13 protein-coding genes are annotated in these 17,561 nt (G+C 70.4%); 9 read left to right on the top strand and 4 right to left on the bottom strand.

Features of this window, described 5'->3' with window-relative positions:
• Positions 1-10: 10 nt before the first annotated feature.
• Positions 11-4,915 carry a ricin-type beta-trefoil lectin domain protein gene (locus ABZ070_RS19280; RefSeq protein WP_356635351.1) on the bottom strand — a complete coding sequence of 1,635 codons (4,905 nt, stop codon included), beginning with the start codon at positions 4,913-4,915 and terminating at the stop codon, positions 11-13.
• A gap of 683 nt (positions 4,916-5,598) precedes the next feature.
• Positions 5,599-6,594: a helix-turn-helix domain-containing protein gene (locus ABZ070_RS19285; RefSeq protein WP_356635353.1), complete on the bottom strand. Its 996-nt coding sequence runs from the start codon at positions 6,592-6,594 to the stop codon at positions 5,599-5,601.
• Between the two features lie 96 nt (positions 6,595-6,690).
• Between ABZ070_RS19285 and ABZ070_RS19290 the strand changes: the two genes are divergently transcribed.
• Positions 6,691-7,701 (top strand): dienelactone hydrolase family protein, encoded by a 1,011-nt coding sequence (locus tag ABZ070_RS19290; RefSeq protein ID WP_356635355.1) that lies wholly within the window; start codon positions 6,691-6,693, stop codon positions 7,699-7,701.
• Here ABZ070_RS19290 and ABZ070_RS19295 read toward each other — a convergent pair.
• On the bottom strand, positions 7,628-8,284 hold the full coding sequence (locus ABZ070_RS19295; RefSeq protein WP_356635357.1) for a pirin family protein: 657 nt from the start codon (positions 8,282-8,284) through the stop codon (positions 7,628-7,630). The two genes, ABZ070_RS19290 and ABZ070_RS19295, sit on opposite strands and share 74 nt — an antisense overlap.
• A gap of 92 nt (positions 8,285-8,376) precedes the next feature.
• On the opposite strand from ABZ070_RS19295, the gene ABZ070_RS19300 reads away from it, so the two are divergent.
• From ABZ070_RS19300 to ABZ070_RS19320, 5 genes are all read left to right on the top strand, one after another.
• Positions 8,377-9,561, top strand: a complete 1,185-nt coding sequence (locus ABZ070_RS19300) for a helix-turn-helix domain-containing protein (RefSeq protein ID WP_356635359.1) — start codon at positions 8,377-8,379, stop codon at positions 9,559-9,561.
• 89 nt (positions 9,562-9,650) lie between these two features.
• Entirely contained in the window at positions 9,651-10,565 is a 915-nt protein-coding gene (locus ABZ070_RS19305; protein ID WP_356635361.1) for an ACP S-malonyltransferase, read from the top strand.
• Between the two features lie 14 nt (positions 10,566-10,579).
• Complete coding sequence (locus ABZ070_RS19310) at positions 10,580-11,611, top strand: ketoacyl-ACP synthase III (RefSeq protein WP_356635363.1); 1,032 nt, start codon at positions 10,580-10,582, stop codon at positions 11,609-11,611.
• Between the two features lie 65 nt (positions 11,612-11,676).
• Positions 11,677-11,925 carry an acyl carrier protein gene (locus tag ABZ070_RS19315; protein ID WP_356635365.1) on the top strand — a complete coding sequence of 83 codons (249 nt, stop codon included), beginning with the start codon at positions 11,677-11,679 and terminating at the stop codon, positions 11,923-11,925.
• A gap of 79 nt (positions 11,926-12,004) precedes the next feature.
• Positions 12,005-13,267 carry a beta-ketoacyl-[acyl-carrier-protein] synthase family protein gene (locus ABZ070_RS19320; protein WP_356635367.1) on the top strand — a complete coding sequence of 421 codons (1,263 nt, stop codon included), beginning with the start codon at positions 12,005-12,007 and terminating at the stop codon, positions 13,265-13,267.
• 427 nt (positions 13,268-13,694) lie between these two features.
• On the opposite strand, the gene ABZ070_RS19325 is transcribed toward ABZ070_RS19320, so the two are convergent.
• Positions 13,695-14,189: a DUF3145 domain-containing protein gene (locus tag ABZ070_RS19325; protein WP_356635369.1), complete on the bottom strand. Its 495-nt coding sequence runs from the start codon at positions 14,187-14,189 to the stop codon at positions 13,695-13,697.
• A 246-nt stretch (positions 14,190-14,435) separates the two neighbouring features.
• Here ABZ070_RS19325 and ABZ070_RS19330 point away from each other — a divergent pair, with 246 nt between their 5' ends.
• From ABZ070_RS19330 to ABZ070_RS19340, 3 genes are all read left to right on the top strand, one after another.
• Positions 14,436-15,383: an SGNH/GDSL hydrolase family protein gene (locus ABZ070_RS19330; RefSeq protein WP_356635371.1), complete on the top strand. Its 948-nt coding sequence runs from the start codon at positions 14,436-14,438 to the stop codon at positions 15,381-15,383.
• Between the two features lie 109 nt (positions 15,384-15,492).
• Complete coding sequence (locus ABZ070_RS19335; RefSeq protein WP_356635373.1) at positions 15,493-16,755, top strand: pyroglutamyl peptidase; 1,263 nt, start codon at positions 15,493-15,495, stop codon at positions 16,753-16,755.
• Positions 16,756-16,762: 7 nt separating this feature from the next.
• Positions 16,763-17,476, top strand: a complete 714-nt coding sequence (locus ABZ070_RS19340; RefSeq protein ID WP_356635375.1) for a carbon-nitrogen hydrolase family protein — start codon at positions 16,763-16,765, stop codon at positions 17,474-17,476.
• Positions 17,477-17,561 lie beyond the last annotated feature (85 nt).

Raw genomic sequence — 17,561 nt, forward strand, 5'->3', positions numbered from 1 at the left:
TAGGTGACTCTCATTCCGGATGCGACGTGTAGACCATGTACCCGGGCTTGTGCCGGGACCTCTTCAGGGTGATGGAGACCCAGTTTCCGGCTGGACGAGCGTCCGCAACGCCAGTGTGAGGGTAGATGGTCCCGAGTGAGCCCGGGGTGTCCAGCTGGACCTTGAACGACTTGAGGTGCGCCGCGCTCTCCGAGTCCTTGGGAGTGTTCTTCATCCACGTCTCCAGCTCCTTCCTGTGAGTCGCGTACCACTTCGCGAAGGCCGCGTCCACAGAGGCCTGGGCCGTTGCGAGGTCCTTCCAGACGCTCGTGACTCCCGGGTGGCCGGGGATCCTTCGCATGTCGTCGACGGCCTTGTCAACGGCTTGCTGCGGGCTGGGGTTCACATGATCCCTGATCGTGTGGGCGCCCCGGTCTCCCTCGTGCAGCGTGAGGTTCAGGCAGTTGTGAACGAGCACGTCGTCCGGCCGCTGGCCCGTCGTGCGCACGAAGAAAGTGTGCATGTCGTCGACGGTGAGGTCGTAGACCGTGCGCGGAGCCAGGCCCGAGCGGTCACGGAGGGCCGTCAGCGCGCGAACGGAGCCGTCCGGGGTGCGCAGGCGGTCACCGACGCTCAGGTCGGAAACCAGCGTCCAGCCACGACCAACGACGTAGAACTTGTGGCCCGCGGTGCTGGTCAGCGTGCCACCGTCGGCGATGGTGAGGTCGACCAACCGCTCGGTGTCGTGCTGGAAGGTGTTGGTGACCTGCCGGGCCCGCAGCGTGCCGGATACCGGATCCGTGGCCTGGACGAAGTCACCCACGCCCACCTGGCTAATGGGCCGGTGTGAACCGTCCGCCATCAGCACCGGGGTCGCGGCGGGGAAGCTGTTGCGCGTGCAGGCCGTGAACGCGTCCTCGTAGACGTTCACCGAGCGTTCGAGCATGGCGAGGGTCGCGGGGTCCAGGTCGAGGGCCTTGAGCGCCTTGAACGCGTCACGGACACCGACGCCGGTCTTCATGGCGGCGTCCAGCGCGCGGATTCCCTCGAAGACCTTGCCGAACGCCTTGCCGGGGATGAAGTTGGACGCGGCCCAGGCGCAGGCGCCGGCGCTGCCGTGCCAGCAGTCGACGAAGTCCTGGACCAGGACTGCCTTGATGAGCTTGTAGGCGAGAGTCTGTTGGATCAGCTCCAGCTTCGTGAAGTACCGGGTGACGTCCTTCTTCAGACCCGGGATGCGCTTGCTCTCGATGAGAAGAGTGTCCTGCGGCGGGCAGGCGCCAGCAGAGGCCGTCGTCTCGGGGTTGGTGCAGAGGAAGAAGTCGACCACCGCGCTGAAGGTGACCGTGAACGTGGTGGTGCAGCCTTCGAAACCGACGGTGATCACGCAGGGCTCATGCTGCTTGGCGTCGGTGATCTCGATGCTGTCTTCGTCGACGACGTACCACGTGCCGCCGACTCCGGTGCCCGCACCGGTGGAGACCTGCTTGTTCGCAGCGTTGCGTGCGGCTTCCTCCGCTGCCTTCTGCGCCTCCTTCGCGTACTTCAGTGCGTCCTTGGCGGCCTGTTCGGCTTCGGTGGCGGCGGTGGCGGCGCGGTCGGCGGCTGCACGTGCATCCTTGGCGGACTGCTCGGCCGCGGTTGCGGCGTCGCGTGCAGCCTGGGCGTCGAGGGCGGCCTGGTCGGCGGAGTCCCGGGCGTCCTTGGCATAGCCCTCGGCACGGCCTGCGGCCTTGTCGGCGGCTGCGGCGTCGGCTGTGGCCTGGCGGTCGTACTCGATCGTGCGGGCCAGAGACGCCGATGCCTTGGCGGCGGCTGCGGCGGCGCCGGCCGCGTAGCCGAGGGCCTCCTTCGAGTAGGTGCGAGCGGTTGCCGCGTGCGCGGCGGCGTTGGCCGCGTGTTGGTAGGCGATCTTCGTGTCGCCCTTCGCCTGCTCGGCGAGGTTCTTCGCCGCTGCCGCTTCGGCCTGTGCGTTCTTGGCGTGGGCGTCGGCGACGGCCTTCTGCTGTTCGGCGATCGACTTCGATGCCTGCCCGGTCAGCACGACCAGGCTCGCGGCCGAGTCGGTGGTGACATACGGGGAGCCGAGCTGGATCGCGTCGTTCGCCGGCTTGGCGACCTGCGCGGCGGCGTTCCCGGCGTCGACAGCGGCCTGGGCGGTGACGTGGGCGAAGCCCGCCGCCTTCGCCGCCGCCGCCAGCGCCTTGACGACCTCCTTGCTCGCCTCGTCCGCGTGGGACTTGGCGGTCTTGGCCAGCTTCTCCGCCTCCTGCGCCAGCTTGACCGCGGTCTTGGCCTCGGCGGAGGCGTGCTCGGAGGCGTCGATGGCGTCCGCGGCGGCGCTGGTCGCGGTCCGCACGGCGGCGTCGGCCTTCACCTTGGCGGCCTGGGCTGCGTCCGCGTTCGAACGGGCCCGCTTGGCCGCCGCCTCGGCACGGGTCGCCGCGGCATCTGCCTCGGCCGCCGCCTCGGTCGCGGCATCCGCCGCGGTGCGGGCACGGCCGGCTGCCGCCTCGGCGTCGTCGGCATGCGCTGCCGCGGCGTCCGCCGCGGCCCGGGACTCCTTGGCGTTCGCCTCGGACTCGTGGGCCTCGGCGAACGCCTCCTTCGCGTCCGCCTTGGCCCGGGCCGCGTCTGCCTTCTGCTCCGCGTCCCACGCGTCGTCCCGCAGCTCGCGGGCCTTGTCGCGAGCCTTGACCGCGCCATTCTTCTTCTCGACCGCGGTCGCCTCGGCAGCTTCCGCCTTCTCCTTGGCGTCTTTGGCATTCGCCGCCTCGGCCTGCGCAGTCTGCTTGTGCTGTTCGGCTTCGGCCTGCTTGGCGGCGGCGGTGTCCTTCTCCGCCTTGGCCGTCTTCTCCTCGGCCTCGGCCGCGAGCCGCTTGGCGTGCGCCTCGGCGGCAGCCGCCTTCGCGTCCGCCTCCGCCTTCACGGTCTCGGCGAGCTTCGCCTCCGCGGTCTCCTTGTCCTTCTTGGCGTTGTCCCGGTGCAGCTTGGCCGCGTCCGCCGCCGCCTTCGCCTGCAACTCCGCCTTGTGCGCGGCCTCCCTGCGGAACTCCGCGTTGACCTGCGCGGCCTGAGCCAGCGCACGCTGCGCGATGGTCTTGCTGTCACCGGCGGCGGCACGGGTGGCCGCCTCAGCGGTCTCGCCGGCCTTCACCATCGCCGTCAGCGCGGCCACGGCTCCCTTGGTGACCTGCGCCTTCTGCTGACCGACGAGAAGACCACGACCCCGCGGCGCACCAGCGGCATCCGCGATCCCGTAGGCGGCCTGCTCGGCGGCGTCCGACGTGGTGGCCGACTTCTTGGCGTTCGCCAGCTGGGTCTTGAGCGCGGCCAGGTGCTTCTTCGCCTCCGCCTGGCTGGTGGCGATGCTCTTCTTCGCCCGGTCGAACTGCGCCTTCTCCGGATACGACAGGCTGTCCGTGCCCTTGTGGCCGGACGGCTTGATCAGGAACTTCTGCGCACTCGCGTCCTTGCAGTCCCACAGCCGCGCGTCCGTACTCTTCGTGAACGCGGACAGATCCAGGCACTTGCCCGTGGACACGCTCCTCAGAGGCGACGTGGCACGGACATCGCCCTGCCACGACTGCCCCTTGGACTCGTAGCAGTCCGAGATCTGGATCTTCGTGCCGTTCGCCGACGCGTTCCCCGCCACATCCAGGCACTTCTGCGAACCGACGTTGCGCAGATGGAGGTCGTCCTCGCTGCCCTCGAGCGTCCACTGCTGCGCCGCGCCGCCGTTGCAGGTGTAGATCTGGACCGGCGTTCCGTTGGTCTTGCCGCCGCCTGCCACATCGAGGCAGCTGCCCTTCGCGCCCGGCACCTCGATCGCCACAGGGCTGTCGCCGATCCAGCCCACCCCGCCGGCGGCCCAGTAGTCCTGCCAGCGGGTGTGGTAGTCCGCGAGCCACGACTGGCCGACGATCTGCCCCAGGGTGTACGTGCCGTCCTGCAACGCCTTCGTAGCGGAGAAACTGGCGCCGAGGATCTGCTGCCGCTGCGTGGCCTGCGCCGCGATCTCCTGCTGCCACTCGGCGGACGCCTGCGCCACCTCCTTGCCGAGAACCCGGTTCGGATCGATCGGGTCATGCCACGCGCACGACGCGAAGCGGGCCTTCAGGTCCTCGACCGCGATGCGGAACTCCGGCGTCCCCGGGGCCGGTGCCGTGCGGGGGAAGCCGCCGGAGGCGAGGAAGATGCGGGCGTCATCGGCGAACACCCGGGGAACGAAGAACTGGTTGGGTTCGACCTTCCCGGAGTTCTTCTTCCACAGCGCCCACGCTTCCTGCTCCTTCGGCGTACCTCCGGTGGTGTACAGCGGATCGCCGATCGCGAGCGCGGCGGCCTTTGTCTTGTCGTCAGCGGTGGGCGACGAGTCCCAGAACGGGTTGAGAACCCCCAACTCCGGACTGGAGTACGACTGCCACAGCCACGACAACAGCCCGATCCGGTCGTAGATCTTGTTCGCGTCGCGCGGCTCGCCGGGGTAGGACTCCAGGCCGCTGGTGGCACTCGACCACGCGTACCCCTGCTTCTGAACCTTGTCGACCCACTGGTCCTTGCTGGCGCTGTCCGCCCTGTAGGCCTGATGCAACGGTGTCTTGTCGCTGAAGATGTCCCGCTCGAGCTTCTCGTGGAGCTGATCGGGCGGCAGCGCGAGGGCCTCCTGCGCGAGGGCGAACATGCTGGGCCCGCCCGTGCGCAGGGCTTCACCGGCCAAGCACTGGTCCTCACGCAGCCGTTCGGCCGCCTTGGTGTCATAGCCGTCGTACGAGTCACCCACTAGGTCCACGGGCAGTTCGGCGTTCCGGCCGAGCTGGCCGGGCTGGACAGCCAGACCACCAAGAACTGCCAAGGCGGTGACGGACGTGACGGCAGAGGCGAGCGACGCGGATATACGTGATCTGGGCTTGAAGAACCCCGGTCTGAGACGCAAAGAACCGTCCTTTGTCAGGAGCGAGGACAGGCAGGGGAAACCACCCCAAGAGACGGTGGCGATGCGCGCGGGTCAGCCCGAGGCCCCGCTGCGAGAACAGAGGCTGCAGGCAGCAGCGACCAAAGCAGCATTGACAACAAGCCGGTATCGCGGCATAACGAACCACCCCTCCCCCACGGCGGCACTGTTCCCCCAGCCGCCGAATGACGTGCGCGCCACGGCAGGATGGTCAAGTCCCGCCCCTGAGCGCGGCGCTCACCTTAGCCACAGGTCAACGGGGAGTGGCAAGCGTCGACTGCGGCGCCCGGGCCCTGGAACGGGAAACCACTTGCGCGGGTCCCTACGGCTCGACACGCCCTGAACTCCGTGCTCAAACCGGGCTTCACTTGTGTGCGACATGTAAGGAGGGCGTGAAGATAACGATCATTCTCTGTCATAAATTGACCGAAAGTCGCGTACGCGTCGGTAGCCGATCGATGTGCCGCGCCGCGTCGCCACCGACCTGATTGCCCGTCGCGGTGGTGTCCGCCAAACCAGGCTCCGCCGAGCCCGTTGATTGAGAAGCGGCTTGGTACATCAAATCCCGTGCTGCGGCTGCGACTCGACCCTCGAAGCGAAGCGAATCGAACCCGGCCTTGACGAGGCCGCTCGTGTGGTGATGGCCGATCCAGACGGCGACGAGTTCACGGTGCTGACGCCTCAGTGCGGTCGGCGCCACGCCGGAACGTGGCCCGGTAGGCGCTCGGCCGCTGTCCGGTGTGACGGGCGAAGAGGGCGGCGAAGGTTCCGGGGTCCCGGTATCCGACCGTCGTGGCGATGGCGGCGACGGTGCGGTCCGTGGTCTCCAGGAGATGGCGGGCCCGGCGGACGCGCGACGACTGGAGGTAGCCCAGTGGGCTGAGGCCGGTCTCGTCCGCGAAGCGCCGCAGCAGCGTGCGCGAGCTGACGTTGAACGCGTACGACAGCGCGGCAAGGTCGTACGGCGCGGCAAGGTTCTGGTCGAGCTGCCGCATGACCCTGCGGGAGAACTCGTGTCCGGTCTGCGGCAGTAGCCGCGTATCGACGTACGGCGTCTGGGACGACCGCGCGTCGTCGACGAGCGCCACCCGCGCGGTGGCCCGTGCCACGCGGGCGCCACTGTGCCGACGGATAAGTTGCAGGGCGAAGTCGTACATGGCGCTGAAGGCCGCCGTCGTCGTCACGCCTCGGTCGGTGACGACGAGGCGTTCCGGACGGACATCGGTATCCGGGCAGCGCCGGGCAAGTTCGTCCGCGAACAGCCATGCCGTCGTGGCCCGGCGCCGGTCGAGAAGGCCGGCCTCGGCGAGCAGGAAGGCGCCGACGCAGATCGAGACGACGGCGTTGCCCGCGGCCGCGTGCGAGCGGATCGCAGCTACCTCGGGGGCGAGAGCGGTGAGACGCGCGTCCAGGTCGAAGCGGCCAGGCACGGACTCGAACCCCGGCACGACGAGGACGTCGACCTCACGCAACGGGGAGACGGCCAGCGTCGTGCCGCCCGATGCGGCGACCCGCAGACGCGGCGACAGGACCGACACCTCGTACGCGGCACGTTCCGGCCCGGCGACATGCGTGGCCATGGTCAACAGGTCGGGGACCCCGAACACTTCGGACGCGAAACAGCCCGGATAGGCCAGAACACCGACCCGCAGCGCGCTCACGCTCGCCCCCTCCCCCGACGGGTACGGCGAGATTACCCGTACACCTGGCGATCCGGCCACACCCCCTGCGCGGGTACATCGGGCCACGCTGTCGCCATGACTGCTGCCGATGGACATGACGGACACCTCGACGACCCGATCTCCGACTTCTCCCACCGCCGCGTGGACCTGGACGGGGTGGTGAAGACGGTGTACGTGGCGGGTTCGGGCCCCGCCGTCGTACTGATGCCGGAGATGCCCGGCATCAGCCCTGACGTCCTCCGGCTGGCCCGGTGGGTGCGGGATGCGGGCTTCACGGTCCACGTCCCCTCACTCTTCGGCGTCGACGGTGCGTACCCCACCGTCGCAGCGGGCGAGAAGGTCGTCCGTCGCGCGTGTGTCAGTGCCGAGTTCCGCGCCTTCGCCGGGGGCGGAACCAGCCCCGTCACGGCGTGGCTGCACGGGCTCGCGCGCCAGGCCCACGCCGCATGCGGCGGCCCGGGAGTCGGTGCGATCGGCCTGTGCTTCACCGGCAACTTCGCCCTCACCATGGCGCTCGAGCCGGCCGTCGTCGCGCCGGTCCTGGGCCACCCGTCGCTGCCGCTGGACGACCCCGCCGGGCTCGAGATCAACGAGGAGGACGCGCGCGCCGTCCGCGAACGCGTCACGCGGGACGGCCTGAATGTTCTCGCCTTCCGCTTCGACAACGACCGCTGGTGCACCGGGCAGCGCTTCGCTGCCTATCGGGCGCTTCTCGGCGACGCCTTTGACGGCCGCGTCCTTCCTGGCAGTACCGCGAACACCACCCCACCCCCGTTCTTCCGCGACACCGTCGGGACGCCCCACAGTGTGGTCACCGCCCACTTCGTCGACGAGGACGGGCATCCCACGGTGAAGGCCAGGGAAGAGATCCTCACGTTCCTGTCCGACCGCCTGCTCCCGTCCGGGCGCTCCGGCGGCCAGGCGATGCGTGCGTGTCACGAGAGCGGGCGTTCATCCGAACTCAGCCACGCGGATCAGACCGTTCCGGTCGCGACCCGTAGCCCGGAGCCGCTCACCGGCCCATCTCCCACAACAGCACCTCCGCCGCCCCCTCCGCCGCCAGCTCCAGACCCTCCGCGTCCGTGATGCGCGCCGCGTCTCCGGGCCCCAACTCGCCCGCGCCCAGGCGTACACGGCCGCGCACCACGTGCGCGTACACGAACGGCGCGTCCGGCACGGCCGTCCGTTCGTCGGCGGCCAGGCGCCGCACGTGGAGCATCGCGCCCGCCTGGGGCAGGGCGTAGGGCGTGGAGTCGGCTATGCCGCGCACGATCTCGTACGACGGCTCCCCGCCCGGCTCCAGCGGGGCGAGCCACATCTGCACGAAGACCAGCGGCACGTCCGCGTCGTTGCGCTCCACGTGCCGCACACCGCCCGCCGAGCTGAGCCGCTGGACGTCGCCGGGGCCGACGACGGTGGCGTGCCCGGCCGAGTCGCGGTGGGTGAGGACGCCCTCGACGACCCAGGTGACGATCTCGGTGTGGCTGTGCGGGTGCTCGTCGAATCCGGCGCCCGGTGCGAGCCGCTCCTCGTTGCAGGCGAGGATCGCGCCGAAGCGCAGATTGTCCGGGTCGTAGTGGCGCCCGAAGGAGAAGGCGTGCAGGGACTCGATGCCGGCCGCGAGGTCGCCGCCGCTGTAGCGCTCGCCGGCGCGCCGAACGGAAATCACGCCCCCACCGTAGCCGGGAGCCAGCAGGTGCCGGCGCGATGAAGAAGAACCCGGCACTCAGCCCTCGCGTCCTGATAAGGCACTCTTGTCCCGTGCCCGAACCTGCAGCGAACTCCTCCCACCCGCACTCCGCGACCCTGCGCCGCCTCGAGCAGTCCGCCGGCCGGCTCGCCGCGAACGCCATCGCCCGCATGGACGAGTCACTGCCGTGGTACCGGGCGATGCCACCGGAGAACCGGTCGTGGATCGGACTGGTCGCCCAGGCCGGTATCGCGGCGTTCACCGAGTGGTTCCGGCATCCGGAGACCCCGCAGGCGATCTCGACCGACGTCTTCGGCACGGCCCCGCGCGAACTGACCCGGGCCATCACGCTGCGCCAGACCGTCGAGATGGTGCGCACCACCATCGAGGTCATGGAGACGGCGATCGAGGAGGTCGCCGCGCCCGGCGACGAGTCCGTCCTGCGCGAGGCGCTGCTCGTCTACGCGCGGGAGATCGCCTTCGCCACCGCCCAGGTGTACGCGCAGGCCGCCGAGGCCCGCGGCGCGTGGGACGCCCGGCTCGAGTCGCTCGTGGTGAACGCGGTGCTGTCCGGCGAGGCCGACGAGGGCGCCGTCTCCCGTGCCGCGGCGCTCGGCTGGAACTCGCCCGAGCATGTGTGCGTCATCCTCGGAACGGCACCGGACGGCGACAGCGAGTTGACCGTCGAGGCCATCCGGCGTGCCGCGCGGCACGCCAAGCTCCAGGTGCTGACCGGGGTGCTCGGCGACCGGCTCGTCGTCATCGCCGGCGGCAGCGACAACCCGCTCCATGTCGCCAAGGCCCTCATCGGCCCGTACGCGGCGGGGCCGGTCGTCGCCGGCCCGATCGTGCCCGACCTGCTGGCCGCGACCCGGTCCGCGCAGGCCGCCGCGGCGGGGCTCAAGGCGTGTTCCGCGTGGCAGGACGCGCCGCGGCCGGTACTCGCGGACGATCTGCTGCCGGAACGCGCCATCGCCTCCGACCCCGCAGCGCGCGAGCAGTTGGTGGAGGAGATCTACAGACCACTGGAAGAGGCCGGGTCGGCGCTGCTGGAAACTCTGAGTGTCTATCTGGAGCAGGCGAGCAGCCTCGAAGGCGCGGCCCGCATGCTCTTCGTTCACCCCAACACCGTGCGCTACCGGCTCCGACGTGTGACAGACGTCACCGGCTGGTCACCCTCCGATGTACGCTCCGCCTTCACACTGCGAATCGCCCTCATCCTCGGGCGTCTGGCCGACGGAGATGCCCAGCTCTAGACTTTTGTGGAACACCGACAATTCCCCTGACGGTTCTTCGTCCCTGTCCTCACGGGCGGGGGGAGCCGTCCACAAGAGAGAGTGTGAGGGTGCTCGTACTCGTCGCTCCCGGCCAAGGCGCTCAGACGCCCGGCTTCCTGACTCCCTGGCTCGACCTTCCCGGCGCCGCCGCCCGCATCGCGGAGTGGTCCGACGCCATCGGGCTCGACCTTGCCCACTACGGCACGAAGGCCGACGCGGACGAGATCCGCGACACCGCTGTCGCCCAACCGCTGCTCGTCGCCGCCGGACTGCTGTCCGCGGCCGCCCTCGGTGAGGTCACTCCCGGCGCGGTCGCCGGCCACAGCGTCGGCGAGATCACGGCCGCCGCGTTCGCGGGTGTCATCGACGACACCGCCGCGCTGCGGCTCGTTCGGGCCCGTGGCCTCGCGATGGCCGAGGCCGCCGCGATCACCGAGACCGGCATGTCGGCCATCCTGGGCGGCGAGGCGGAGACGGTCGTCGCCCACCTCGAGAAGCTCGGTCTGACCCCGGCGAACGTCAACGGCGCCGGCCAGATCGTCGCCGCCGGCACCGTCGAGCAGCTCGCCGCGCTCGCGGAGGACAAGCCGGAAGGCGTCCGCCGGGTGCTGCCGTTGCAGGTGGCCGGCGCGTTCCACACGCACCATATGGCGCCCGCGGTGGAGAAGCTCGAGGAGGCCGCCAAGGCCCTCTCGGTCTCCGCCCCGGCCGTCCCGTACGTTTCCAACAAGGACGGGCAGATCGTCGCCGACGGCGCCGACGTCATCTCCCGTCTGGTGGGTCAGGTCGCCAACCCGGTCCGCTGGGACCTGTGCATGGAGACCTTCAAGGAGCAGGGCGTCACCGCCCTGGTCGAGGTCTGCCCCGGCGGTACTCTCACCGGTCTCGCCAAGCGCGCCCTGCCGGGCGTCGCGACGCTGGCGCTGAAGACCCCCGACGACCTCGACGCGGCCCGCACGCTGCTCGCCGAGCACACTGCCTGAAGGAGCCGTAGAGCATGTCGAAGATCAAGCCCAGCAAGGGCGCCCCGTACGCACGCATCCTGGGTGTCGGCGGCTACCGTCCGACCCGGGTCGTGCCCAACGAGGTGATCCTCGAGAAGATCGACTCGTCGGACGAGTGGATCCGCTCCCGCTCCGGTATCGCCACCCGTCACTGGGCCTCCGCCGAGGAGACCGTGACCGCGATGTCGGTCGAGGCCTCGGGCAAGGCGATCGCCGACGCCGGGATCGCCGCCGATCAGATCGGCGCCGTCATCGTCTCCACCGTCTCGCACTTCAAGCAGACGCCGGCCGTGGCCACCGAGATCGCCGACAAGGTCGGCGCCGGCAAGCCGGCCGCGTTCGACATCTCCGCCGGCTGCGCGGGCTTCGGCTACGGCCTGACCCTCGCCAAGGGCATGATCGTCGAGGGCTCCGCGGAGTACGTGCTGGTCATCGGCGTCGAGCGGCTGAGCGACCTGACCGACCTCGAAGACCGCGCCACGGCCTTCCTGTTCGGCGACGGCGCGGGCGCGGTCGTCGTCGGCCCCTCGGACGTGCCGCACATCGGCCCCACGGTCTGGGGTTCCGAGGGCGACAAGTCCGAGACCATCAAGCAGACCGTGCCGTGGAACGACTTCCACCTCGGCGACGTCTCGAAGTTGCCGCTCAACGAGCGCGGCGAGGTCAAGTTCCCCGCCATCACGCAGGAGGGCCAGGCGGTGTTCCGCTGGGCCGTCTTCGAGATGGCGAAGGTCGCGCAGCAGGCGCTGGACGCCGCCGGCATCAGCGCGGCCGACCTGGACGTCTTCATCCCGCACCAGGCCAACATGCGGATCATCGACTCGATGGTGAAGACCCTGAAGCTGCCGGAGCACGTCACGGTCGCCCGTGACGTGGAGACCACCGGCAACACCTCGGCCGCCTCGATCCCGCTCGCGATGGAGCGGCTCCTGGCGACCGGACAGGCGAAGAGCGGCGACACCGCGCTCGTCATCGGCTTCGGGGCGGGTCTCGTCTACGCCGCGACGGTCGTTACCCTCCCCTAGGCACCGTACGGATCTTCCGGACGGCTGCTGCCACACCCTCTGATAACCACCGAAGGAGCGCCAACATGGCCGCCACGCAGGAAGAGATCGTTGCCGGTCTCGCCGAGATCGTCAACGAGATCGCCGGTATCCCGGTCGAGGACGTCCAGCTGGACAAGTCCTTCACCGACGACCTGGACGTCGACTCGCTGTCCATGGTCGAGGTCGTCGTCGCCGCCGAAGAGCGCTTCGACGTCAAGATCCCGGACGAGGACGTCAAGAACCTGAAGACCGTCGGCGACGCCGCGGACTACATCGCCAAGCACCAGGACTGAGTCTCACGTCGCGTTTGTCGCCACCCTCCGGTGGCGCCGTGAAAATTCAGCACCCTCTACACGTGGAGAAAGAATTCCTGTGAACTCGACCAATCGCACCGTGGTCGTCACCGGTATCGGCGCAACCACACCGTTGGGTGGCGACAGCGCATCGACTTGGGAAGGTCTGATCGCCGGACGTTCCGGCGTGAAGCTGCTCGAGGGTGAGCGCTTCGCCGATCTTCCGGTGAAGATCGCGGCGACCGCCGCGGTCGATCCGGGCGAGGTTCTGCCCCGCCCGCTGGCCCGCCGGCTGGACCGCTCCGCGCAGTTCGCGCTGATCGCGGCCCGTGAGGCGTGGGCCGACGCCGGCTACACCGCCCCGGCCGGTGAGGACGAGTCCGTCGCCCCGGCGCGCCTGGGTACGGTCATCGCCTCCGGCATCGGTGGCGTAACGACTCTGCTCGACCAGTACGACGTGCTCAAGGACAAGGGCGTACGCCGCGTGTCCCCGCATACCGTGCCCATGCTGATGCCGAACGGCCCCTCCGCCAACGTCGGCCTCGAGGTGAACGCCCAGGCGGGCGTGCATACCCCGGTCTCCGCGTGCGCGTCCGGCGCCGAAGCGATCGGCTACGCCGTCGAGATGATCCGCACCGGCCGTGCCGACGTGGTCGTCGCGGGCGGCACGGAGGCGGCGATCCACCCGCTGCCGATCGCGGCCTTCGCCAACATGATGGCGATGTCCAAGAACAACGACGAGCCCACGAAGGCCTCGCGCCCCTACGACACGTCCCGCGACGGCTTCGTCCTCGGCGAGGGCGCGGGCGTCGTGATCCTGGAGTCGGCCGAACACGCCGCCGCGCGCGGGGCGAAGGTCTACTGCGAGGTCCTGGGCCAGGGCCTGTCCGCGGACAGCCACCACATCGCACAGCCGGAGCCGACGGGCCGCGGAATCGCGGCGGCGCTGCGGAATCTGCTGGAGACCACGGACCTCAAGCCGTCCGAGGTCGTCCACCTCAACGCACACGCGACGTCCACGCCGCAGGGCGACGTCGCCGAGATCAAGGCACTGCGGTCGGTCCTCGGTGACGACCTCGACCACGTGGCGGTCTCCGCGACGAAGTCGATGACCGGTCACCTGCTGGGCGGCGCGGGCGGCATCGAGACGGTGGCCACGGTGCTGGCGCTGCACCACCGTACGGCTCCGCCGACGATCAACGTCGACGACCTGGACGAGACGGTCGACGCGGACATCGTCCGCGACGAGCCGCGTGGTCTGCCGGAGGGCACGATTGCGGCGATCAACAACTCGTTCGGCTTCGGCGGCCACAACGTGGTGCTGGCGTTCCGCACGGTCTGATTCTCAGCGGCGACTTGGGCCCGCGCCCCTTGTGGGGGCGCGGGCTTCGGCTTTCCCCACCCCGCCCCTTCCCGAAACCGGACCCCGCCCGGACCCGCACCGCGCTCCGCGCGGCGTCCTGCCCTCCCCTACGGCCTGGCGGCCGTGGGTGGGCGGAGTGCCCCGGACGGGCTGACAAAGTCAGCTCCGCCGACGGGCACTTCCAACCCCGCCACGAGCGAGGCGCGGCGGCACATCCGGCCCCGCCGGCGATAGAGGCGCGGCGCCACACCCAGCCCCGCCGGCGATAGAGGCGCGGCGCCACACCCAGCCCCGCCGGCGATAGAGGCGCGGCGGCACACCCAGCCCCGCCGGCAATTGAGGCGCGGGGCTCGGGGCACCGCCCCGACAAGAGCCGCCACACCCAGCCCCGCCGGGACGCGCGGCGTCACACCACCTGGTGGAGCCACCGCACCGGCGCCCCCTCCCCCGCGTACCGGAACGGCTCCAGCTCGTCGTCCCACGGCTTCCCCAGCAGCTTCGCGATCTCCGCCTCCAGATCCGTCTCGCCCTGCGCGGACCGCACGAGCGCCGCCCGCAGGCGGTCCTCGGGGATCAGGATGTCGCCGTGCATGCCGGTGACCGCGTGGAAGATGCCGAGGTCCGGCGTGGCGCTGTAGCGCTCGCCCTCCGCCGTCGCGCACGGTTCCGCCGTCACTTCGAAGCGCAGCAGATGCCAGCCGCGCAGCGCGGACGCCAGCTTGGAGGCGGTGCCCGCCTCGCCCTGCCAGGAGAACTCGGCTCTCCAGGTGCCCGGCGACGCGGGCTGTCGGATCCAGTCCAGCTGGACCCGTACGCCGAGCACACCCGCGACCGCCCATTCGACGTGTGGGCAGAGCGCGCGCGGTGCGGAGTGAACGTACAGAACGCCACGTGTCGTCACCGGGACCTCCAGTGTGGGACGAGGTTCGCCTTCCCAGCGGCCTCAGTAAACAGCATCGGGAACAAGTCTCCGCAAAAGGGACGGTATGTGACGTGATGTAATTTACTGGCGCCGATAGGCAGGTGGACCCTCTGGGTCGACGTGGCAAAAGTTACCGTGCGAGACGCGCCGAGGGGTGACGTACTGTCGGTCCTGGGGCCCGTACGCACCAAGGTTTCACTCGGCAGGAGGGCGGATGCCGGGATTATGGAGGGGGAAGTGACGTTGCGACGACGCAATCGGACGTTCCGGGCGCGTACCGCCGCGGTCGTCACGCTTGCGACCGCCGCCCTGGCGGCGGGTGTGCTCGCGGCATGTGACGTGGTGTCAGAGCCCTCGGCTCAGCGCCCGCCGGGGAAGTCATCGCGCCCGTCGCCCAGTCCGAGCCCCACCCCGGTGTGGGACCGCAGCCCCCGTTCGCTCGCCGCGGTCGGCGACTCGATCACCCGCGGGTTCGACGCGTGCCAGGTGCTGACGGACTGTCCGGAGGTTTCGTGGGCCACCGGCTCGGACACCACGGTGAACAGCCTGGCCACGCGATTGCTCGGCGCGTCGGCGGCGCGGCGCAGCTGGAACTACGCCCGTTCCGGCGCCGACGTCGCGGACCTGCCCGAACAGATGGCGCAGGCCGCCGCCCACAAGCCGGAACTGGTCACCGTCATGGTCGGCGCGAACGACGCCTGCGCGGACACCGTGGACCGGATGACACCGGTCGAGGACTTCCGTGCGTCGTTCGTGAAGTCGATGGCCCGGCTCAGAGAGGACGCCCCCAAGGCGCAGGTGTACGTCACGAGCGTGCCGGACCTCAAGCGCTTGTGGGCGACGGGACGTGACGATCCGTTGGGCGCCCAGATATGGAAGCTGGGCATCTGCGCCTCGATGCTGGGCGACGCGCAGGACGACAGCCCGCGGGCGCAGCAGCGCCGGGACACGGTCCAGCAGCGGGTCGTGGCGTACAACGGTGTACTGAAGGACGTGTGCTCCAAGGACGAGCGCTGCCGGTACGACGGCGGGGCCGTCTTCGGCTTCCGCTTCACCGGTGACCAGTTGAGCCGCTGGGACTGGTTCCATCCGAGCAGGAACGGCCAGCAGCGGCTGGCGGAGATCGCATACCGCCATGTCACGGCCGCGGAGGCGCCCCGGTCCGGGGAGTAGGGCCTGCTCCAGCCCCGGCACGGTCCGAAAGCGGTCCCTGACGCCCCGTCGGCCTTCCGCGACCGCGGACGGGGCGGCGATACTGCCGCCACCCGACGAAAGGAATCCCGTGCCCCGGATACGCGCCCGCCTGGACGTACTTGGCGTCGCCCTGTTCACCTCCGCCGCCCTCACCTTCACCACCGCCCCGCTCGCCTCCGCGGCGTCCGACCCGGTCGGCACCGCCCCACTCCCGCTCACGGTCGAGGAGCAGCGGCTCGAACGGGCCGTGCCCCAGGAGATCCTGCGCCGCAGCGGCTTCGACGCGGTGGCACAGGACTTCGTCCGGGCGCTGGAGGGCGCGAGGTCGTACCGGCAGGCCGAGCGGGCCGTCGCACGGCACGGGTCGGCGCTGTGGGAGCGGGCCGTGGACCGTGCGCAGGGCAGGGGCCAGGCGCGGGGCGACCTGAGCAGGGACGACGACCGGCCGCTGTACTGGGCACGGCTCGGTATGACGGCCGGACTGCGCCAGTGGCAGCCCGGTTTTGACGTCACCGAGGCGCAGCGGGCCCAGCTGCTGGACCGGCTGGAGCGCTCGTCACGGGGTCAGGATTCGATGGATCTGCCGCCGGGCAACAGTGTCAAGCGCATCGTGATGACGGGGTTCGATCCGTTCACGCTGGACCGGGACATCCGTATCAGCAACCCGTCGGGCGCGACCGCGCTCGCTCTCGACGGCACGTGGGTCCGCACGCCGGACGGCCCGGCCAGGATCGAGACGGCGGTCTTCCCGGTGCGCTGGCAGGACTTCGCGGACGGCACGGTGGAGCGGACCCTGCGAGCACGGCTGCCGGAGGCGGACCTGTTCACCACGGTCAGCCAGGGCCGGGTCGGCCGTGTCGACATCGAGCGTTTCAACGGGGCCTGGCGCGGCGGCTTCCCGGACAACGACAACGTCTCGCGGACGGAGACCGTGCCGGTGGCCGATCCCGCCTCGCAGCCCCAGTGGACGCTGACCTCTCTGCCGTACGAGGCGATCACCGCCGCGGACACGGGCCGTTTCCCGGTGTACGACAACACGTCCGTGACGGAGATCCCGGCGGGCGCGACCGCGCCCGTCGTCCGGCCGGGTGGGCCGACCCCCGGTTCCACCGCACGCGCGGGAGGCGGCGGCGACTACCTGTCCAACGAGATCGCCTACCGTGCCACGCTGCTGCGCGACCGCCTCGGCCTGGAAATCCCCGGTGGTCATGTGCACACTCCGGTGCTGCAGTTCGGCGCGGGGAACACCACGGAGATCACCGACCCGGAGTTCGTACAGAACCGGCTGGACATCATCGACCAGGTACGGACGATCATCTCCGTGGCGGCCGGCAGCGGTGGGCCAGCATGATGGGCGCATGAGAATAGCGGCGGGCCAGTTCACATCCGTACCGGGCGACATCGAGGCGAACGTCCGGAGCATGCAGGCTCTGGTGCACGCGGCGGCCGGGCGGGGCGCCCGGCTGGTCGCCTTCTGTGAACTGGCCGCCACCGGGTACGACCTGGGGCTGATCGCCGAAAGGCCCGACCTGTGGCTGGCCGAGGACGATCCCCGTCTGGAGCCGCTGCGGGAGGCCTGCCGCGCGACATCGACGGCCGCACTGGTCGGCTGCGCCGCCCGCTCGGCCGGCCCCCGGCCCACGATCACGGCGCTTGTGATCGGCCCGGACGGCGAACTGCTCGCCCGCTACGACAAGACGCATCTGTACGGCGAGGAACTGGACGTCTTCACGGCCGGCACCGAGGACGGCCGCTTCCTCCTCGACGGCGTCCGGTTCGCCGTGGCGATCTGCTACGACAACCGGTTCCCGGAGGTCGCGCAGCGGGCGAAGTCCGACGGCTGCCACGTGTACGTGGCGAGTTCGGTACTCGAGGCGGACAACGACTCGTACCGGACGGTCTATCCGGTCCGGGCCGCCGACAACGCTCTGCCGGTGCTGCTCGCCAACGCGGTGGGCCCGTGCAGCGTCGGCGACTGCCGGGGCGGCAGCGCGGTCTGGGGTCCGAGCGGCGCCCTCCTCACCACGGCGGGCCCGGACGCCCCGGGCCTCGCGTTGGCCGATGTCCTGTAGCGCTTGACCCTGCAAAGGTCAGCTTGATCCTGCATGTGATCTCGCACAGGTCAGCGTGACCTTGCAACAAGGGCCAGCGTTAGCT

This window comes from Streptomyces sp. NPDC006283, assembly GCF_040613325.1.
In the GTDB taxonomy this organism is placed as follows: Bacteria; Actinomycetota; Actinomycetes; order Streptomycetales; family Streptomycetaceae; genus Streptomyces.